The organism is Actinoplanes xinjiangensis, from assembly GCF_003148685.1.
Lineage (GTDB): Bacteria > Actinomycetota > Actinomycetes > Mycobacteriales > Micromonosporaceae > Actinoplanes > Actinoplanes xinjiangensis.
In genome coordinates this window covers 89,518-110,092 of record NZ_QGGR01000032.1, presented here as the reverse complement: position 1 = coordinate 110,092, position 20,575 = coordinate 89,518, and the positions used below count along the sequence as shown (strand labels likewise).

At 69.3% G+C, this 20,575-nt stretch carries 16 protein-coding genes and 1 pseudogene; 13 read left to right on the top strand and 4 right to left on the bottom strand.

The genetic code is table 11. The features are described from left to right. Window positions 1–802: RNA-guided endonuclease InsQ/TnpB family protein (locus BC793_RS41610; protein WP_146246704.1), on the bottom strand; the 802-nt coding region annotated here is incomplete at its 3' end. A 160-nt stretch (window positions 803–962) separates the two neighbouring features. Between BC793_RS41610 and BC793_RS41605 the strand changes: the two are divergent. From BC793_RS41605 to BC793_RS41580, 5 genes and pseudogenes are all read left to right on the top strand, one after another. Next, window positions 963–1,103, top strand: a pseudogene (locus BC793_RS41605) (ATP-binding protein); the annotation flags it as partial. A gap of 189 nt (window positions 1,104–1,292) precedes the next feature. Next, window positions 1,293–2,219, top strand: a complete 927-nt coding sequence (locus tag BC793_RS41595) for an ABC transporter ATP-binding protein (protein ID WP_109602127.1) — start codon at window positions 1,293–1,295, stop codon at window positions 2,217–2,219. Continuing rightward, entirely contained in the window at window positions 2,197–2,985 is a 789-nt protein-coding gene (locus tag BC793_RS41590) for an ABC transporter permease subunit (protein WP_109602126.1), read from the top strand. The genes BC793_RS41595 and BC793_RS41590 overlap by 23 nt, the downstream gene beginning before the upstream one ends. A 44-nt stretch (window positions 2,986–3,029) precedes the next feature. Beyond that, the gene (locus BC793_RS41585; protein ID WP_239170592.1) at window positions 3,030–4,076 is read left to right on the top strand and encodes a PucR family transcriptional regulator; all 1,047 of its coding nucleotides are present in this window, start codon (window positions 3,030–3,032) and stop codon (window positions 4,074–4,076) included. 263 nt (window positions 4,077–4,339) lie between these two features. After that, the gene (locus tag BC793_RS41580) at window positions 4,340–5,272 is read left to right on the top strand and encodes a DUF389 domain-containing protein (protein ID WP_109602124.1); all 933 of its coding nucleotides are present in this window, start codon (window positions 4,340–4,342) and stop codon (window positions 5,270–5,272) included. Window positions 5,273–5,290: 18 nt separating this feature from the next. On the opposite strand, the gene BC793_RS41575 is transcribed toward BC793_RS41580, so the two are convergent. Beyond that, on the bottom strand, window positions 5,291–5,959 hold the full coding sequence (locus BC793_RS41575; RefSeq protein WP_203896568.1) for a potassium channel family protein: 669 nt from the start codon (window positions 5,957–5,959) through the stop codon (window positions 5,291–5,293). Then, window positions 5,952–7,511, bottom strand: a complete 1,560-nt coding sequence (locus BC793_RS41570; RefSeq protein WP_239170603.1) for a TrkH family potassium uptake protein — start codon at window positions 7,509–7,511, stop codon at window positions 5,952–5,954. The genes BC793_RS41575 and BC793_RS41570 overlap by 8 nt, the downstream gene beginning before the upstream one ends. A gap of 185 nt (window positions 7,512–7,696) precedes the next feature. Here BC793_RS41570 and BC793_RS41565 point away from each other — a divergent pair, with 185 nt between their 5' ends. From BC793_RS41565 to BC793_RS41540, 6 genes are all read left to right on the top strand, one after another. Further along, a complete protein-coding gene (locus tag BC793_RS41565; RefSeq protein ID WP_109602123.1) occupies window positions 7,697–8,506 on the top strand; it encodes a metal-dependent hydrolase in 810 nt (269 codons plus the stop codon). Between the two features lie 76 nt (window positions 8,507–8,582). Then, window positions 8,583–10,085 (top strand): DUF3375 domain-containing protein, encoded by a 1,503-nt coding sequence (locus tag BC793_RS41560; RefSeq protein WP_109602122.1) that lies wholly within the window; start codon window positions 8,583–8,585, stop codon window positions 10,083–10,085. Next, window positions 10,078–10,749, top strand: a complete 672-nt coding sequence (locus BC793_RS41555; RefSeq protein WP_109602121.1) for a DUF4194 domain-containing protein — start codon at window positions 10,078–10,080, stop codon at window positions 10,747–10,749. Before BC793_RS41560 ends, BC793_RS41555 begins: the two co-directional genes overlap by 8 nt. A gap of 2 nt (window positions 10,750–10,751) precedes the next feature. Next, entirely contained in the window at window positions 10,752–14,090 is a 3,339-nt protein-coding gene (locus BC793_RS41550) for an ATP-binding protein (RefSeq protein WP_239170604.1), read from the top strand. Beyond that, window positions 14,087–15,316 carry a Wadjet anti-phage system protein JetD domain-containing protein gene (locus BC793_RS41545; protein ID WP_109602119.1) on the top strand — a complete coding sequence of 410 codons (1,230 nt, stop codon included), beginning with the start codon at window positions 14,087–14,089 and terminating at the stop codon, window positions 15,314–15,316. The genes BC793_RS41550 and BC793_RS41545 overlap by 4 nt, the downstream gene beginning before the upstream one ends. A 178-nt stretch (window positions 15,317–15,494) precedes the next feature. After that, window positions 15,495–16,727, top strand: coding sequence for an outer membrane protein assembly factor BamB family protein (locus BC793_RS41540; protein ID WP_109602118.1), 1,233 nt, complete (start codon window positions 15,495–15,497; stop codon window positions 16,725–16,727). A 14-nt stretch (window positions 16,728–16,741) separates the two neighbouring features. On the opposite strand, the gene BC793_RS41535 is transcribed toward BC793_RS41540, so the two are convergent. Continuing rightward, window positions 16,742–17,896: an epoxide hydrolase family protein gene (locus BC793_RS41535; RefSeq protein WP_109602117.1), complete on the bottom strand. Its 1,155-nt coding sequence runs from the start codon at window positions 17,894–17,896 to the stop codon at window positions 16,742–16,744. Window positions 17,897–17,958: 62 nt separating this feature from the next. On the opposite strand from BC793_RS41535, the gene BC793_RS41530 reads away from it, so the two are divergent. Together BC793_RS41530 and BC793_RS41525 are read left to right on the top strand one after the other, a co-directional pair. Beyond that, window positions 17,959–18,948 carry a helix-turn-helix transcriptional regulator gene (locus tag BC793_RS41530; RefSeq protein ID WP_109602116.1) on the top strand — a complete coding sequence of 330 codons (990 nt, stop codon included), beginning with the start codon at window positions 17,959–17,961 and terminating at the stop codon, window positions 18,946–18,948. Window positions 18,949–19,002: 54 nt separating this feature from the next. Beyond that, window positions 19,003–20,397, top strand: coding sequence for an FAD-dependent oxidoreductase (locus BC793_RS41525; RefSeq protein ID WP_239170594.1), 1,395 nt, complete (start codon window positions 19,003–19,005; stop codon window positions 20,395–20,397). Window positions 20,398–20,575 lie beyond the last annotated feature (178 nt).

Here is a 20,575-nt window from a genome sequence, read left to right as displayed (position 1 = left end):
GGTTCTCGCGCACGAGCCGAGTCGTCACCTGGTGCAACACATCCCGACGCCGGTCAGCGATCCGGGCATGCACCCGCGCCACCTTCACCCGCGCCTTCTCCCGATTGCGGGAGCCCTTCTCCTTACGCGCCAGATTCCGCTGCGCCCGGACCAGGGCGGCACGTTCCCGGGCCTCCTGCCGCGGGTTGTCGACCGTCGTGCCGTCCGACAGGGTCAGCAACCGGTTCAACCCGGCGTCGACCCCGACCATGGCCGTGGTGGCCGGGGCGGTGACAGCGGGCACCACGACATGCAGCGACACGAACCAGCGGCCCGCCCGGTCCTGCGACACGGTCACCGTGGACGGCACTGCACCGTCGGGCAGCGGCCTCGACCACACCACCGCGAGGGGCTCGTCCATCAGCTTCGCCAGCCGCAACTCACCCGGCTTGTAGGTGAAGGCGCTGGCGGTGAACTCCGCCGACCGCCGCGATCTCTTGCGCGACTTCAACCGCGGAAACCGGCATTCGCCGTTGAAGAACTTCTGGTAGGCGACGTCCAGGTGCCGCAGCGCCTGCTGCAACGGCACACACGACACCTCGGTCAGAAACGAGAACTCAGCCGTCTTCTTCCAGGCGGTCAGCAACGCCGACGTCGCCTGGTAGCCGAGCGTCTCCTGCCGCTGCTGCCACGCCTCCCGACGCGCCTGCAACCCCAGGTTGTACACCAGCCGCACACACCCGAACGTCCGCGTCAACAATCCGGCCTGCGCCGCAGTGGGATAGAAGCGGTACCGGTACCCACGCTCCACCCCCGCAACCATCCGCAAAGGATAGAACACCCGTACGACCACCCCCGCGACGGGCCGGCCGCCCTGACACCGACCCGCCGTGCCGACGAATCGACTGTCCCCGCCCTGCTCCGCAGGGCATTCCGTTTCCTCCCCGGCCTGAAGGCCGGAGTATCCACGGAAGGAATCTGATGACAACGACACCGGCGTCGGTCTCGGCCTGGCCCTGGCGCGGGGACTCACCGAAGCGATGGGAGGCACTCTCGAACCCGATCACACTCCCGGCGGGGGCCTCACCATGATCCTCACCCTGCCCGTCCGGAACCTCGCATGACCCGCCTCCTGGTCGTCGACGACGAACCCCCACTCGTCCGCGCGCTGCGAATCAACCTGCAGGCCCGTCGACCTCGTGCAACGCTCCATATCCGGCGCGGCCGGTTGCCGGATTCCGGCAACCGCTACGGCGGATGTCAGCCGGATCACCGCCTGGATTCCGATAGGCGCCGGTCGCGAGGATAGGGACATGACGAGCGACCTGGCCGTACTGACCGAGGACTTGACCAAGTTCTACGGTGACCACCGCGGCGTCGAGGGACTGAACCTCGAAGTCGGGACCGGTGAGGTGATGGGCTTCCTGGGTCCCAACGGCGCCGGCAAGACCACCACCATCCGGCTGCTGCTGGACTTCCTGCGCCCCAGCCGGGGCCGCACCGCCGTGCTGGGCCTGGATCCACGCCGGGACAAAGCTGCCCTGCACCGGCAGATCGGCTACCTGCCCGGGGAACTGGCGTTCCCCGGCCGCGACACCGCCGAAGATCTCCTGCGGTTCTTCGGCGACGCTCGCGGTGGCGTGGCCTGGTCGAAGGTGACAGACCTGGCGGGCCGCCTCGAAGTGGACCTGTCACGCCCGGTCCGGACCATGAGCAAGGGCAACAAGCAGAAGGTCGGCCTGATCCAGGCGTTCATGCACGAGCCGGCCCTGCTCATCCTCGACGAGCCCACCAGCGGCCTGGATCCGCTGATGCAGCAGGAGTTCCTGGCCATGGTCCGCGATGCCCGGTCGGCCGGTCAGACCGTGTTCATGTCCTCGCACGTGCTCGCCGAGGTGCAGCACGTCGCCGACCGGGTGGCGATCGTACGCGACGGCCGTCTGGTCGCCGTCGAACGCGTCGAGTCGCTCGGTAGACGTGCCGTCCGCGCCGTCGAGATCCACTTCCACGATCCGGTCGATCCGGCCGACTTCACCGACCTGCCCGGGGTCAGCGACGTGGTGGTGTCCGGGCCGGTGCTCACCTGCACCGTCGACGGCCGCCTCGATCCGCTGATCAAGGCGGCGGCCCGGTACGAGGTCGTGGACCTGCTTTCGGCCGAGCCGGACCTCGAAGAGACGTTCCTGTCGTTCTACTACCACTCCGAAGGAGCCGGCGATGCCCACCGCACTCGTGCGTAAGACCTGGCGCGACGACCGCCGCGCACTGATCGGCTGGGCCGTCGGCGTCGCCGCGTTCACCACCGTCTACACCGGCTTCTACAGCCAGTTCCAAGGCGCGGCGCAGCTGAAACAGGAGGCCCTGCCGCAGGGGATGCTCGACTTCCTCGGCATCGCCGACATGCTGTCCCCGGCCGGCTACCTGCAGGCGACGATCTTCAGCCTGATCGGGCCGTTGCTGGTCCTGATGTGTGCGATCACGCTGATCGCCCGGACCATCGCCCGTCCGGAGGAGGACGGCGGCATGGAGCTGCTGCTCGTCAACCCGGTGTCCCGGCCGGCGTTCGCCGGGCAGCGACTGGCCGCCACCGCAGCGGCCGTCACCGTGGTGGCGGCACTTCCCGGGCTGCTGCTCTTGCTTCTCGTTCCGGCCATCGGCTTGGACATCGCGCTGTCGAACGTGGCCGCCGCCGGGGCCGGGCTCGTCGCTCTGGTGTGGTGCTTCACCGGCATCGGATTTCTTGTCGGCGCGGTTACCGGAAAGCGTGCCACCGTGCTCGCGGTGACCGGAGTGCTGGCCGTCGCCACCTACATGGCCAACGCCATCAGCGGCATGGCCGACGGCCTCGGATGGCTGCGATGGCTGTCGCCGTTCCACTACTTCATCGGCACTGATCCGCTGCACACCGGCTGGCACCCGGGGGCCTTGCTCACACTCACCGCCGTCGGCGTGGTGACCACAGCGATCGGCGTCGTCCTGTTCGACCGGCGCGACGTCGGCGTCTGACCGGCCCGGTGCGCACCTCACCGAGCACGCCCGAAGGAATGCCGATGAACGACCATGCCTGGTTCGCCGACGCCTGGACCGCTCTGCTGCACGGCCCGGCCGACGGCCGGGCGTCGCAGGAGGCAGCCCGCCTCGGCGCCCGCGCCGCAGACCAGGGCCTGCACGTGCACGAACTGGTCGACGGGGCCCTCGCCGCCGGCGCCGCATGGTGGAACGCAGCTCACCCCGGCACTGCCGCAACGGCTCAGAGCCGCATCCAGGACCCCTTCGGTACGACTCGCGCCCTGCTGTCGGCGGCTCTCACCGGCTACGCGGAACAGACCCGCGCCGAACTCGACCGGCACGACACCCAGCGCACCGCCTTCGTCAACGACCTGCTCACCGGGCGCACCGATCCCGGCCGTCTCGCCGAACGTGCCCACCGTTACGGCATCCGCCTGTCCGCCGCCCACACCGTCCTCGTCGCCCGCGCCGAAGGCCTGACGCCGGACATCGTGCACCGCATCGACGCCGGCCTCGCCGCCCGCTTCGGTGAAGGCAACACCCTCACCACTCTGCGCAACGGCGACCTGGTGTGCATCAGCGCCGGCGGGCTGCGCGGCCTCAGCGCCGAACTGGCGCACCGGCTGCTGTCCGAACTCGGTGCCGGGCGATGGCAGATCGGCGTCGGCCGCACGCATCCCGGGCTTCAGGGATTGGCCACCTCTCTGGACGAGGCCCACAACACGCTCGAGCACGCTGGGCGTCTCGGCTTCACCACACCGATACTCAATGCCGCTGACCTGCTGGTCTTCCCCGTACTGCTACGCGACCGTGACGCCATCATCGACCTGGTCACCACCGTGCTGGGCCCGCTGGCCACCGCCCGTGGCGGTGCGCGGCCCTACCTGGACACCCTTGCCGTGCTGTTCGACAACCACGGCAACTACACCGCCACCGCACGGCAGATGCACCTGTCCGTACGTGCCGTCACCTACCGACTCGACCGCATCCGTGCGCTCACCGGCTACCACCCCGCCGAGCCCACCCAACGTTTCACCCTCGATGCCGCCGTGCTCGGTGCCCGTCTCCTCGACTGGCCCACCGAGTGACAACCCCGGATCCGGTGCCCGGCCGGGCCATGCCGTACTCGGGGCAGCCGGTGGCGATCGCCGGGACGTCGGGGAGGCCGGGGGAGTAGTCGACGGCGGTCAGGCACATCACCTTTCACCGGGCGTACTGCTCGGCAGGTTTCGCCGTTTCCGGGCGAAGCCGGGGTGGCTGTGGCCGGTCGGCGGGGATCCGGTGAGTCGCCGCCGGCCGGAGCGGGGGCGGCCATAGACTTCCCCGGTCGTGAAGATCGTGAGGGGCGTCCATGCTGCATGTCCGGGTCATCGCCCCGCCTTCGGTGAGCGCACGCGCCCAGCAGATGCTGGCCGATGACGCGGCGATCGCTCACCTGATCGTGTTACCGGGAGCGGCGAAGTCCCCGGCGGGTGACGTGCTGGAGTTCGATGTCGTCCGTGAGGGCGCCAGTCACGTGCTGGACGGCCTGCGAGGGCTGGGCGTCGACCGCGACGGGGCCATCGTCGTCGAGAACGTCGACGCCGCATGGTCGGCCTCCGCCGACCGGGCCGCTCGCCGTACGCCCGGGCTGGGCGTGGACGCGGTGGTGTGGCACGAGATCGAGCAGCAGACCGGCGACGAGAGTGCCCTGTCGGCATCATTTCTGGCCTTCATGAGCGTGGCCATGATCATCGCCGCGATCGGGGTGCTGCTGGATCAGCCCATCCTCATCGTGGGTTCGATGGTGGTCGGCCCGGAATTCGGTCCCCTCGCGGCGCTGTGTGTGGGTCTCGTGCAACGCAACCTCACACTGGTGCGCCGGTCGACGGTGGCTCTGGCGGTCGGTTTCCCGATCGGCATGATCGTCACGGTGGCCGCGGTCTGGTTGCTGACCGTCGCCGGGCTGGTCGACAAGGCGATGCTGCTGGAGTCACGTCCGCTGACCGACTTCATCTGGCGGCCCGACGCGTTGTCCTGGGTGATTGGGTTCCTCGGCGGGATCGCCGGCATGCTGTCGCTGACCTCCGCCAAGGCCGGCACGCTCGTGGGCGTGCTGATCTCGGTGACCACGGTGCCCGCCGCCGCCAATGCCGCCGTGGCTCTGGCCTACGGGGTGCGTTACGAAGCGTCCGGGTCGGCGGTGCAGCTGGCCGTCAACCTCGCGTCCATCGTGCTCGGCGGTGTCCTGACCCTCGTGGTTCAGCAGGTCGCCTGGCGACGACCGCGCCGTACCGCCAAGTGACTCCGGGAGACGGTGCGGTCAGCTGAGGCTGGAGAAAGCCTGAACGCTGGGCGGGTCGCCTGCGACGATGAGCACGTCACCGGCATAGACGCGGGTGTCGGCGGTGGTGTAGGTGAACGGTTCACCCGGCCGTTTGATCGATACGATCGTGACGCCGTAGGTGCTGCGTAGTTCTGCCTCGGCCAGGGTCCGGTCGATGGTCACCGTGGGCGCGAGCGTTTTGGCCAGGACGTAGTCGTCGTCGAACTGGATGAAGTTCAGGATCTGGCCGGTGACTAGGTGAGCGACGCGTTCGCCCATCTCGTGCTCGGGCAGCACCACATGGTGGGCGCCGACGCGCCGCAGGATGGTGGCGTGCTGCCGGCTGATGGCCTTGGCCAGGATGTGGGGAACACCCAGGTCGGTCAGCAGGGACGTGGTCATGATGCTGGCCTGGATGTCGGTGCCGATACCCACGACGACATTGGTCAGCTCGTGCACCCCGAGTTGCCGTAGCGCCTCCTCATCGGTGGTGTCGGCGACCGCGGCGTGGGTGAGATCCTCGGAGAACGTCTGCACGTTGCGGGGATCGGCGTCGATGCCGATGACCTCCCAGCCCTGACGGATGAGCTCCCGTGCCAGGGAGCCGCCGAAACGGCCCAGACCCAGCACGGCGATGCGATCACGGGCAGCCGGTTTCTTAGCCAACGATGGTCCGCTCCTCCGGTAGTTCGTAGCGCCGGGTCCGTTCCCGCAGCGCGAGTGCCGCTCCGGCGGTGATCGGGCCGAGCCGGCCGATGAACATCAACGCGATGAGGATGACATGACCCGCGGTCCCGAGCTGCGCGGTGATCCCGGTGGTCATCCCCACGGTGGCGAACGCGGACGTCACCTCGAACAGCACCTGGTTGAGGGTGAACGGTGTCAACGCCAGCAGCACCAGCGTCGAGGCCATCACCAGCCCGACGCTCAGCAGCGCGATCGTCAGCGCCTGCCGCTGGACGGCGGCAGGCAGCCGCCGGCCCAGCGCGTGCACGCTCGGCTCGCCGCGGACCTCGGCGAGGATCACGAAGGCCAGCAGCGCGAACGTGGTGACCTTGATTCCGCCGGCGGTGCCACCACTGCCACCGCCGATGAACATCAGCACGTCGTTGATCAGCAGCGTGACGTCGTTCATCTGCGCTACATCCACGCTGTTGAACCCGGCCGTGCGGGGCATCACCGCGGTGGTGAACCCGGCCAGGAGCTTCTCGCCGAACCCGAGCCGGCCCAGGGTGGCGGTGTTGGCCCATTCCGCCCAGGTGATCATCAGCCAGCCGCCACCGAGCAGGACCCCGGTCATCGCCAAGGTGATCTTGGTGTGCAGCGACCACCGCTGCGGGGTACGCACGGCCCGCCGCAGTTCGAACAGCACCGGGAACCCCAGCCCGCCGATGATGATCGCCGCGCAGATCGGCAGGCAGATGAGCGGATCGCCGACGAACCGCATCAGGCTGTCGGCGTACAGGCCGAAGCCGGCGTTGTTGAACGCGGACACCGCATGGAACAGTCCGAGGTAGGCGGCCCGGCCCCACGACTCGCCGTAGCCGTCCGCGAACCGCCACGTCAGCACCGTCGCCACGACGGCTTCCACCACCAGGCTGATCCGCAGCACCCCGAGCACCACCCGGCGGACATCGCCGACACCCATGCTCTTCGTCTCGGTCTGCGTACCCAACTGCAGCCGCATCCGCAATCGGCCGGCCACCAGCAGCCCCAGCAGCGACGCCAACGTCATGATGCCGAAACCGCCGACCTGAATCAGCCCGAGGATGATCACCTCACCGAGGCCCGACCAGTAACCGCCGGTGTCCTCGATCACCAGCCCGGTCACGCAGACCGCCGACGTGGCGGTGAACAGCGCCGTGACCGCTCCGGCGCCGCGCCCCGTCTCGGTGGCCGCCGGCAGCATCAACAGCCCCCACCCCACCACGACGGCTACCGCGAACCCGAGCACCACCAACCGGGACGGATGCCGCGCCACCTGCCCGGCCCACCGGGTCACCGGCGCCGGAAGCCGCACACCCCGCAGGCGTTCACCGGACTGAACAGCCCGCCGCCACACCCAACGCCGCAGCGCGGCACCAAACTGCCGGGTCGCCCACCGCGGAGCCTTCGGTGGGGTCACCAGCGGCGCCCACATCAGCAGCGCCATCCCGGCAGCCACCGCGGCGAAGAACCCCGCGATGGTCGCCAGCCCCAGCAGCAGCTGACCCCACATCGAATCCACTCGCCCCATGATCCTGCAGGCGGGCACTCGTGTGTCCGCTGACGCCGTCAATAAAACGTCAAAAATTGGACCAGGCGTACCCGATCCTGTTCTTTCGGTGCGGTACACCGGGTGGCACCTGACACGCAGCGTGAGCGTGGTTGCACGCTCCGGCGATCCTGGAGTGGTGACCGCCGATGCTCGGTAAGTCCCACGCCCTGTCCGGCGCAGTCGGCTGGCTGGCCGGATCAGCCCTGCTCGCCGCCGCCGGCCATGCCCCCACCGCCGTCGCCGTCATCGTCGGGACCGCCGTGTCCACCGGCATGGCCCTCGCCCCGGACCTCGATCATCCCGACTCCACGGTCGCCCGAACCCTCGGACCGATCACCCGCTGGACCGCCCGGGGTGTCGCCGCCACCGCGGCGCGACTTCGGGGCGTGTCCTGCCGGCACTGCCTGACCGGCCGTGACCGGGGCGGGCACCGCGGCGTCACCCACACCGCCGTCGGCGCTGTCCTCCTCGGCCTGGCCGTCGGTGTCCTCTGCGCCCTGACCGGGCCCGTCGTCGGTCTGTGGGTCGTCGGCCTGTCGGTATGGCTCGCCACGCACGCCGCCCTGTCCTCGCGGACCCGTGCCCGCATCGGGGACATGGTGCTCCCCGGCCGGTTCCGTAGTCTCGGCAAGGGAGCCCACCGGTTCGCCGCCGCCGTCGGCGCGATCCTGGTCGCCGTCGTGTTCGTCGCTGCGATCCACGACAGTGCCGGCTCCTGGTGGTGGCTCGGCCTGGCCGTGTTCTGGGGCTGTCTCGCCCACTCGCTCGGCGACGCGCTCACCTTCTCCGCCGTGCCGCTGTGCTGGCCGATCCGGATCCGCGGCTGCCGGTGGTCTGCGGTCGGTACGCCACGATGGATGCGGTTCCGTACCGGGTCATCGACCGAGACCGTGGTGGTGTGGCTGATGGCGGCGGTCGGTGCCGGATCGATTCTGCTGCTCGGCGCCGTGTGGTGACGCAGCACGGGAGGCGGGCGTGTCGCCGACATGGCGCGGTCATCGCTGTCGTAGCTGCGTCGTACGCTATTCGCTGATGGTTACGCGAGGTGTTGAAGGTGCATATCAGGGGGCGCTCCGGGCGTTTCAGAATCCGATGCTCGCCCTGCTTCACCAGACACACGCGCCGTTCGTGGTGACGGTGCTGGCGATGGTCTTCACCGCAGAGCGCCCGACGGTCGCGGTGGCGGACGCGCACGCGGAGATCAACGACGCCCTCGGCCAGTTGCGGGCGGCCGGCTACGGCGACGAGGACACCCAGCCGCTGCCTGCGGGGAACGCGCGTGATCTCTGCCGGCAGTGGGTGCAGGCGGGGTGGCTGGTACGGCAGGTGTCCGACGACGACGTCGAGGTGTACCGGCTTTCGGCGTACGGTGTCGGTGCCCTCGAGGTCGCCGGACGCGTCGGCGGAGCCCGTACCAGGGTGTCGGAGTCGCGTGTCAGGACGCTGCTGGAGGCGATCGAGCGACTCGCGCAGGACGCTGACCCGGACCTGATGTCGCGGATGGTGCGCCTTCACGAGGAGATCCAGCAGCGGCAGAAGGAGCTGACCCGGCTCGAGAAGGGCGGCGCCGTCGAGACCGCCGACGACGAGCAACTGCTCGAGGCGGCCGAGAACGTGCTGCACCTGGCACGGGAGCTGCCCGCGGATTTCGCCCGCGTGGCCGAGTCGATCAAAGCTATCCAGCGTGACGTCGTCGCGGAGTTGCGGCACGACGTGCGGCCTACCGGTGAGGTGCTGCGCGAGTATCTGGCCCGCGGCCAGCGGATCCTGGACGCGACGCCGGAGGGCCGCGCGTTCGCCGGGGCGCTGCGCCTGATCGGGGACCCGGCGCAGATCGACAGCCTGTGGGGTCAACTGCGGACGGTGCTGCGGCACCGGTTCACCGAGCTGTTGCCGCAACAGCAGCGGCGCGAGCTGACCGAGATATCACGGCGCATCGAGCAGGGGGTCAAAGAGGTGCTGGCCGCTCAGCGGCAGGCGTCGCATGTCATCACCAGCCAGGTCCGCAACCATGATCCGATGCGGGACCGTCAGGTGGACGAACTGCTGAGGGACGTGATGTCGGGCCTGCACAAGTGGGTTCCCGGCTCTCGTCGCGGCGAGGCCGTCGAACCGTTGCGCCGCCTGCCGGTCGCCGACGTCGGCAACCTGCGCCAGCGGATGAGTGACCTGCGCCCCTCGCAGCCTCCCGCGCCGTTGCCGGACTGGGACGAATCCGATGATCTGCAGGCTGCGGACACGCGGGCATGGGGCGGCCCTCGGTACGCCGAGTTGCGCGCGCACCTGGAAGCGTTCGCGGGCGCAGCGGCGAGTGTCGACGTGGTGGCCGCGTTCCGGGCGGCCGACGAGGAGAACCAGCGGCCGGTTGATCTGCTCGGGCTGCTGGAGATCGCCCACGGCGCCGGGATGAGTGAGACGGCCGAGGTCGCGATCGTCGAAACGGTGCGACCGGACCGGACCCGCCGACGGTTCGCCCTGGGCGGTGTGGTGGCGGCGAATCCGGTCGGCGTGGACAGGAGTGGTGACGATGAGTGAGCCGGATGGGACCGATGACGGCTGGTCGGCAGGCGAGGCGGCCGGGTTCATCGACCCCGTCTCGATGGAGGAGGACCCCGCCGAGCTGTTCGCCGGTGACGCGGGCACGTTGGAAGCGGACGTACGCCGGGTGCTGGTCCAGTTGCTACGGCGCAAGTTCCTGCACGCCGAGAAGAACCCGGCGCACTGGCGCACCTTGCTGGAGAACCAGCAGATCATCGAATCGCGGATGCACGACCTGTTCGTCCGCCTGGTGGTCGACCACGACCGCGGCGTCGCGTACAAGCAGCAGGTGCGCTCGGTGGAGATGGATGTGCCGATCCTGCTCAAGGACGATCCCTACAGCCGGGCCGAGACTCTGGTCCTCGTCCACCTGCGGACCGTCTTCCAGCGGGAACGCGGTACGGGGGAGACGTCCGCGCGGGTGGACATCGAGGAACTGGAGCAGACCGTGCTGACCTACTTCGACCCGCACGACCTCAACCTGGCCAGGCGCCAGCAGGAGGTCCGCAACGCGGTGCAGCGGCTGGTCACCGAAGGGCTGCTCGCCGAGGAGTCCGCGGGCCGGTATCGGATCACGCCGCTGGTGGAGGTGGTGCTGAGCACCGAGAAGCTCGCCGAGCTGGACCAGTGGCTGCGGGAACAGAACGAGGCCACCGCGTGAGCATGATCGACACACTGTTCGGGTTGGTCCCGGCAGCATCCCGGGGCCAGCAGTGGGTGGCGCGGGACCTGCAACTGGTCAACTGGGGCGGCTACGACGGGTACCACCATCTGCGGCTCGCGCCGGGCGCGACCCTGCTCAGCGGAGGTTCCGGATCGGGTAAGTCGACGCTGATGGACTCGTACATCGCGTTGCTCATGCCGCATACGACTCCGTTCAACGGGGCGTCCAACGGCGGGGTGGTCGGCCGGCCCCGGGGCAAGGACCAGCGCAACATCCTCTCCTACGCGCGCGGCAAGCTCGACGAGTCCCGCACCGACGGTGAGACCAGGTTGCGGGTGTTACGTGGCGACGGCCGCGACACCTGGTCCGCCATCGCGATGACCTGGGTGGATCACACCGGTGCCGAGTTCACCGCGCTGCGGGCCTGGTACGTTCCGTCGTCGGCCCGCAATCTCGACGACGTCGTGGCGGTACGCGCCACCTGTGACCACGGCTATCAGCTGCGGATGCTGGAAGGCCCGGCGGGCAGGAAGTTCGCCCGTACCGACGTCGTGGCAACCGGTTTGACCTGGAGTGACACCGACCGGGACTTCACCGCGCGTCTGCACACCACGCTCGGCATCGGCGCAGCCGGCGACGGGCACAAGGCGGTCGCGTTGCTGGGGCGGATCCAGGCCGGCCAGCAGATCACCACGGTTGACGCGCTGTACAAGACGATGGTCCTGGAAGAGCCGTCCACGCTGGCCACCGCGGACGCGGTGGTGCAGCAGTTCGACGAGCTGTCCGGCACCCGCGCCCGGATGATCACCGCTCGCCAGCAGGTGAAGGCGCTGACCCCGATCCGCGAGCACCGGCGCACCATCGACGAAGCGGTGGACCGGTTGCGCTCGATCGACGAGATCGGATCCTTCACCGATACGGCGTCCCCGGCCGCGTTGTGGCGTCATCAACGCCGGCTCGACCTGTTGCGCGCGGCGGAGGAGGACCTCGACCAGCGGCACCGCCGAGCCCAGAACGAACTGGCGGAGACCAACGCCCTGGTCGAAGCCGCCGAGGCGCGTCACGATGCGGTCGCCGACACCATTCGCGCGTCCGGTGGCGACCGCCTGGAGACCGCTCAGCGGGAGATCCGCGTCGTGGAGCAGCGGCTGGGCGACGTCGGACGGGCCCGGGAGCGGCTGGACCGGGTGCTGGACACGATCGGGGCCTCGGTCTCGACCGGTGAGGACTTCGCGGCGCTGGTCGAGACGGCGCATCGCTCGGTGGCTGACGTCGACGCCCGGCGGACCGCTCAGCAGATGTACGCCGAGGCGATGGCGGAGAAGAAGGAGGCCGAACGCGAGCTGGAAGGGCTGCGCGCCGAGCGCAACGCGGTGAAGGCCCGCCGGGGCAACATCCCGACCGACCTGCACGCGGCTCGCGCGGCGTTGGCCGAGGCCGCCGGCCTGAGCCCCGAGGATCTGCCGTTCGTCGGCGAACTGATCGAGGTGCGTACGGAGTTCGAGCCGTGGCGCGAGGCGTTCAACCTGGCGCTCGGCGGATTCGCCACCCGGATGCTGATCGACATCGGCCGGTTGAACGCGTTCCGTGAGGCGATCAACGCGGTGCCGACCGCACGGCGTATCCAGTTCGAGGGCGTCCGTACCGGGCAGCGTGACGAGGCCGGACTCGACGCCAAGACCCTGCCCGGCAGGCTCGACTACCGGCCGTCGCCGTTCACCGCCTGGCTCAAGGGCGAACTCGCCCGCCGGTTCGCCTTCGTCTGTGTCGACACACCGAGGCTGCTGCCGCAGTACTCCAAGGCACTCACGATCACCGGACAGACGTCGGAAGGCGGCCGGGGCGCGCACGGCGGCCACGGCCGGGCCAACGTCCTCGGCTTCACGAACAGCAGGACCCTCGCCGACATCGAGACCCGGATCAGCCGCGCACGTGAGCGCCTCGACGCCGCCGCCGCGAGAGTGGAGAAGGAGGAGACCAACCTCAACTCGATGGAAGCCCGGCGTACGGCGTACCAGACCGTGACCGAGCTGTCGTGGAAGCAGGTCGATGTCGACGCGGTCCGGGCGGAGCACGACCGCTGGAACGGTGTCATCGAGGAGATCCGTGCCGGCAATCCGGAGATCGATCAGCTGCAGCGCGAACTGGACGCCCTCAAGCAGCAGGTCAGGGAACTGACCGAACGTGTCGGCCGGCAGAAGGAGATCGTGAAGGCGGTCGGTGAGTCCTGGGCGTCGACCGTCGACGAGGTGGACGGTGCCCAACTGGCGCTCGACAGGGCCGAAGAGTCGGGAATCGACCTCAGCCATGAGCACCGCGAGTACCTGGAGACCCTCTTCGACAGCGACACCGAACGCACCAGCCCCGCGGACGTGCTCGCACAGTTCGACGCAGGAGTGAAACGCGCCGCCGAGCGGGTCGACGCCGACCGGCGATCCGCGACGGAGTCGATCGGCCGGTCGAGGAAGGCACTGCACGACATCTTCTCCACCTTCCTCGAACGCTGGCCGAACCCCAACCTCGGCATCGACCCGGACGCCTCCTACCGCGACTTCGACCACCTGCTCACGGACCTTACGACCAGCGGCCTGCACGAGCTGGAGACCGAGTGGCGCGACAGTCTGCTCAACCTGTCCGGCAACGACCTGACCGGCCTGGACAGCGAGCTCGCCGCCGCCGTCCGCGAGATCCGCGACCGGATCGACCCGGTCAACCGCATCCTGGCCGAACTGCCGTTCGCCGACGACGAGCACCGGCTGCGCATCGACCCGCAGGAGAGCCACTCCACGGCCCGTGCTCGCTTCCGCAAGGAACTGCGCGACGTGCGCGCCGTCATCGACAAGGCCGCAACCGAGGACGACCGGGAACGCGCCTATCACCGGATGGTCAAGGTGATCGACCGTATCCGCCGCACCGCCCCGGATTTCGCCGACCTCGTCGACGTGCGCAACCACGTCCGGATCAGTGCCGAGAAGATCGACCTCGACGGTCGGCATGTCGCCGTCTACGACCACATCGGTGAGAAGTCCGGCGGCGAGTCGCAGGAACTCGTCGCGTTCATCGTCGGCGCCGCGCTGCGGTACCAACTGGGCGACGCGGGCGCTGCCCGTCCCCGCTATGCCCCGGTCTTCCTCGACGAGGCGCTGATCAAGGCAGACGCGCATTTCACCGGCCGCGCCATCGGCGCGTGGCGCGGACTGGGTTTCCAGCTCGTCATCGGCGCCCCCAACGACAAGCACAGCGCGATCGAACCGCACGTGGACGCGGAGTACGTGATCCTCAAGAACCCCCACGGCCGGTCCTGGGCCAAGCTCCTGGTCGGTGTCCCGGACGCATGAGCGCACTCGTCACCCCCCACCACGCCGTCGCGACTGTCCGCGGCAAGCTCGAACAGAAATGGGCGGAGGCCGTGTGCGCGGAACTCGGTGCCGGTGACCGAGTCGTATTCTCCGCCCGGCTCCGCCCAGGGGTGAGGACGGGCAAGGCCGTTGAACAACTCGGGCACACCACCTGGCACGGCTGGCACATGCAGTGGCGCGAATTCTGCGGTCGGCTCCCTGCCGGCGTCGAAGTCGTCCGCACCGCGGTGACCATCCGAGGAGTCGCCGGCGATTTTCCGGACATGCTCACAGCAGACCTCGACGGCGCCGCCACGCTCATCGCCGACCCCCACCACGGGGCTGAACCGCCGACCGTGGACATCGGCCGCGCCCGTGCGCTGGCCTCGGCCCTGCTCTCCGCCGACGCCACCCTCACCCCGGCCACCCTGCGGGCCGTCTACGGCCTCGCCGTCAACGACGTGGACGTGCTGATCAATGCGGTGACCTGGCTACGCCGGCACCCCGACGCCGGCAACTGGACGCTGCGGCAACTTCCCGTGCCCGGGATGCACACCAAATGGCTCGACACTCACGGCGCGCTGCTGCGCGACGTCGCCGGACGTGATGTACGGGACGAAGTCCGGCCCCGGCTGACCGTCGTACATCTGACCTACGTCGATCCGCAGCACCTTGCGTCGGGCCGGCGTAGGCACGACGCCTGGACCACCGGGGACGTGCACGACATCGTCTACCAGCCGCGGGTCGTCCTCGTCGTGGAGAACCGCGACTCCCGCCTCTGGTTCCCACCGATCGGCGACACGATCGTGGTCGAGGGAGGGGGCAAGGCCGCGGCTGCCCTGCTCGCGAACGTACCGTGGATCCGCTCCGCGGGTCACGTCGTCTACTGGGGCGACATCGACGCGGACGGGTACGCGATCCTCGACCATTTCCGCGCCGCGCTGGCCGTACCCGCGCCGGATGGTGCCCCGGCCCAGCACGTCACGTCCATCCTCATGGACGCCACGGACCTGCACCACTACGCCGTGCACGGCGTCAACCATGACAAAGCTGGCCGGCCCATCAAACCGTCAGCGGGGCTCTTGCCGCACCTGACCGAAGCCGAGACCATCGCGTACAACACCATCGCCACCGCAGGCCCCACCCCGTTCCGCCGCATCGAACAGGAAGCCATCCCTCTCAGCCACGCCGCAACCCGACTGCTACGAATCTTGGAGAATACGTAACCAGCGAGCGCGAATCGACATCCGGTACGCCGATCAAGTAGGCACCCCTGCGTGTCCATAGGCGGCTGCGAGGTCTGATGCCGCACGTCTCGGTCGCACGGCGACCATCGTTTCGGACGATGGCCGATGGCCGCGGCACGATATATTGACCACGCGCTATTTATGAGCGGGGGAGCGGATGCGGCACTCGTCGACACGTCTCGGGTCTACTTCGAGCACCTCCATCCTGGCCGCCAGCGTCGCGCTGCTCGCCGCCTGCACCGGCGCCAGCCCGGAACCGGCGCCGGGCGGGGTCGATGGCAGCGCGCCGCCCTCCGCGGCGGCGCCTGCCACGCTCAATGGACCGCCCGCCGGCGTGGAGCGGGTGGGCACCGGCTCGGGGCGTGCCGTTCTCACCGACGACCTGCTGTTCGCGCTGTCCTGGACCGGAGCGAAGTGCATCCTGGTCGCCAAATCACTGACCGCACTCGACGCCGAGCGCTGGCGTGTCAGCGAGGTCGACGGCAAACAACTCGGCTGCACAGACGGCGCCCCGGCGGTTGCCGGCACGTCCCTGATCCTGCCGTACGGCAGCGCCACCCCCGGAACGGGCATCGAGGCCGGCAGCTCGGAGGAGGGCATCATCGCGCTCGGCCCGGACGGTACCCGGCGCTGGCACACAGCCATCAAGGGCGTCAACACGGTGATCGGCGCCAATGACCGGTTCGCCCTGGTGGCCGACGGCCGCAAGTCCCTTCCCGGCTCGGATGAACAGCATGTGACCGCGGTGCTCGACATCGAGTCCGGCAAGGTGCTGTGGCAGCGAGCCGGGCTCAACGCCCGGGGCATCGACGGAGATACCGTGATCGTCACCGACGAGCAGGTCACCAACGTGACGGCCTTGGACGCGGCGACAGGCAACCAGCGTTGGACGACGCCGATGTACGCCTTGGGAAGGCTCGGCCTCACCGGGACGGGCGTGGTAGCCGTACCCCTGAAGGAAAATCCCGACGACCTGGTGGGATTCGGCGCCAAGACCGTGCTCCGCGACGCTGCCACCGGTAAGGTGCTGCACACCGAACCCGGCACCGCCGCATCCGTCGACTGTGTGTCCGACGGCAAGACGGCCGTGGTGTGCCAGACGTTCGGCGCTCCGGTCGAGAACCGGTTGGTCTTCGCGTTCGACATGGCGGCGCGGAAGCGGTCGTGGACCATCCCGGCAAAGCAGGTGGCGGACGCGAAGATCGAGGTCCGGTCGATGATCGACGGCCGGGTATTCTTCTCCACCGCGTCAGGCGCGGCGCTGGTCGACGCCCTCACCGGCAAGCAGCTCGCGGTCGGCCTTACCGAGGCTCCTGAGACGATCCGCGGCGCATACGGCGTGGCGAACGAGGCCGCCAAGTCGTACACCGTGGTGCGCCTCACCTCTTAGGGGGCCCTTCTTGATCAGCGCACTTGAGAGAAGAATTCGCGGACGTCACCGATGAACAGATCCGGGGCTTCCATGGCGGCGAAGTGGCCGCCCCGGTCGAACTCGGTCCAGTGCACGACATGGTGTTCCATCTCGACGGTGCGCCGGATCGACACGTCGTGGGGGAACACCGCGACGCCGGTCGGTACCGTGGACCGCTCGCTCGCGCCCCACGCGCCGGCATGCGCAGTCTCGTAATAGCTGTTGGCCGAGGACCCGGCGGTGCCGGTCAGCCAGTACACCATCACGTTGGTGAGCAGCAGGTCCCGGTCCACCGCGTCCTCGGGCAGGTCGGCGGCCGGATCGGTCCACTCCTTGAACTTCTCCACAATCCAGGCCAGCTGCCCGACAGGGGAGTCGTGTAGGCCGTGCGCGAGGGTCTGCGGCCGGCTGATCTGGATCATCGCGTAGCCGGACTGCTCAGTGTTCAGGTACGCCAACCGCGCCAGCCGCGCCCGCTCGGCGTCAGTCAACTCCGCCACCTCGTCCGGGTCGATCCCGCGGAATGCCGCCAGCCCGTTCGCGTGTACGCCGACGACCTTGTCGGGGTTGAGCCGCCCGAGTCCCGGCGCGATGATCGCGCCGGTGTCGCCGCCCTGTGCGCCGTAGCGGTCATAGCCGAGCCGGTCCATCAACTCGGCGAACGCCTTGGTCACCCGGTTGGTGTCCCAGCCGGTTTCCCGAGTCGGCCCGGAGAACCCGCTGCCCGGGATCGACGGGATCACCACATGGAAAGCGTCCGCCGGGTTGCCGCCGTGCGCTCCGGGATCGGTCAGCGGGCCGATGACGTTCATGAACTCGACGATCGAGCCGGGCCAGCCGTGGGTGAGGATCAGCGGCAGTGCGCCCGGCTCGGGGGAGCGGACGTGCAGGAAATGAATGTTCTGTCCGTCGATCTCGGTGGTGTACTGCGGGTACCTGTTCAACTGCCGCTCGTGCACGCGCCAGCTGTAGCCGTCGCGCCAGTACTCGGCGAGCCCCTTGAGGTAGCTGACCGGCACTCCCCGGCTCCAGCCGACATCGGGCAGGTCTGCGGCCCATCGGGTTCTGGCGAGCCGGTCTCGCAAGTCGTCCAGGTCGGCCTGGGAGATGTCGATGGTAAAGGGCCGGATTTCACTGGTGTCCTCCATGCCCAGGACTCTAGGAACTGGTTAGGACGACTTCGGTCCTAGGCAGATGGAAGACTTCGTTCATGCGGGCAACCTCGGCACGACTGCTGCGACTGCTGTCCCTCCTGCAAACCCGCCGTGACTGGTCCGGTGCCGAACTCGCCGAGCGGCTGGAGATCACTCCACGTACCGTGCGCCGCGACATCGAGCGGCTGCGCGATCTGGGTTACCCGGTGCTGGCCACCGCGGGCACCGCCGGTTATCGGCTCAGTGCAGGCGCCGACGTACCACCGCTGCTGCTGGATGACGATGAAGCCGTCGCGATCGCGATGTGCCTGCGCACGGCCGCCAGCGGTTCGATCACCGGCATCGAGGAGACCTCCGTGCGGGCCCTGGCCAAACTCGAACAACTGCTGCCGTCCCGGCTGCGCCATCGGATCAACGCCCTGCAATCGGTGACGGTGCCGATGGCCCACACCGGTCCCGCCGCCGACCCGAACACCCTCACCGCCATCGCCGTGGCCTGCCGCGACTCGCTCCGCCTGCGTTTCGACTACCGCACCCACGACGGAACCAGCGCCATCCGTACGACCGAGCCGCACCGCCTGATACACGCCGGCAGGCGCTGGTACCTCCTAGGGTGGGACCTCGACCGCCAAGATTGGCGCACCTACCGGGTGGACCGCCTTGAACCGCGTACGCCCACCGGGCCCCGCTTCACCCCGCGCACCCCGCCGGAGCCCGACCTCAGCGGCTACACCTCGCGGGCGATCTCCACATCGGCCTACCGCTACCAGGCGCGGTTCACACTGCACGTCGACGACAAGACCGCGGCAGATCGGATCGCCCCCACCACCGGAACCTTGGAGCCGATCGATGAACACAGCTGCACCCTGCGGACCGGATCCCACTCGCTCGACGAGCTGGCCATCTATGTGACGACCATGGGCTTCGACTTCGAGGTGCACGAACCTGCCGAACTGGTGGACCACGTCCGGACACTTGGGGCCCGACTCGCCGCCGCAACACATCAGATGCCGCAGCATTGGACTCGACATCACGGCGCGAAGTAGCGCGCCGGTATCACCGTTGTGGACACGCTGGATCTGAGCTGGCACGCTCATTTGGTGCGCGACGAGAGCGGGGCCGGGCGGACGGCGGTGACCGGCGACGCCGTGGTCATCGGTGCGGGAATGGCCGGCCTGACGGCCGCGCGGGTTCTGGCGGATCGGTTCGCCCGGGTCACGGTCGTCGACCGGGACAGCCTGCCGGCCGAAGCCGAGAGCCGCCGGGGCGTACCGCAGGGTGCACATCCACACGCCCTGCTGGCGGTCGGACGTACGGTGCTGGAAGAGCTGTTCCCCGGTCTGACCGACGAGCTGGTCGAGTTGGGCGCGCGGTGGATCGACGTGGTCCGCGACGCGATCGTGTGGCAGCTCGACGGCCACCGGGTCCGCGCGGACAGCGGCATCGAGATGCTCTGTATGAGCCGGCCTCTGTTGGAAAGCTGTGTGCGGCGCCGGTTGCGGGCGCTGCCGAACGTGGAGCTGCGTTCGAACACGGCCGTCGCGGGCCTGACCGGCCACCGCGGCCGACGGGTGAGCGGGGTGGAGCTGGCCGATGGTGGCGAGTTGCCGGCCGACCTGGTCGTCGATGCCAGCGGTCGTGGCAGTCGCTCCGACAGCTGGCTGCGCGATCTGGGATTCCCCGCCGCACCGGAGTCGGTGATCACCGTACGCATGCACTACACCACCCGGCTGGTCCGCGGCCGGCTCGACCGCCTGGGTGGGCCCGGCATGCTGGTGGCGGCGGAGAGCCCGCCCGGCCACCGACGGTACGGCGCCGCATTCCCGCTCGAGGGGGACAGGTGGTTCGTCACCCTCGGCGGCTACCACGGTGACCGGGCCCCGACCGACCCCGAGGGTTTCCAGCGATTCGCCGACGAACTGCCGGAGTCGTCGATCGCTGAGCTGCTGCGCGGTGCCGAATCGTTGAGTGATCCGGCCACCTATTCCTTTCCGACCAGCCGTCGGCGCCACTTCGAACGGCTCCGCCTGGTCCCCGCCGGCTATGTCGCCGTCGGGGACGCTGTGTGCAGCTTCAATCCGGTGTACGGGCACGGCATGACCGTCGCCGCCCTGGAGGCGGTCACCTTGGGCAAGTGTCTCGACAGGCACGGTTCGGCCGATGCATCGCTGGCCCGTGACTTCTACCGCCGCAGCGCCGGCCTGATCGCCGTCGCCTGGGACATGGCGGCCTCGGCGGACTTCACCTATCCCGACACGACCGGACCGCGGCCGCGGGGCCTGGCCGTGACGCACTGGTACCAGCGCCGCATCGTGCGGGCCACCCACGTCTCCGCCGAGGTGACCGGCGCGATCGTCAGGGTGCAGCACCTGATCGAACCGGCAACGATCCTGCTGCGACCGGCGATGGTGGCCAAGGTCCTCCGCGCCGCACGCCAGGCTCGGCGCGCCCAACCGGCGACGACCCGCCGCACCGCCCCCGACCGGAGTCGATGACGCAGGGGCCACAGCCGCCAGAGGAGCCTGCTTGCCGCCCCCACCCGGCTCACGGATGACGGCCGGGTGTGACTGACACCAGCCGGAGCACGGCGGCCCGGACCAACAGACTCGGACAGCGAGGGCAGATTCCGAACCGGTACGGGCGGGATGGGATCTCGGACACCTCTGGCTCTCA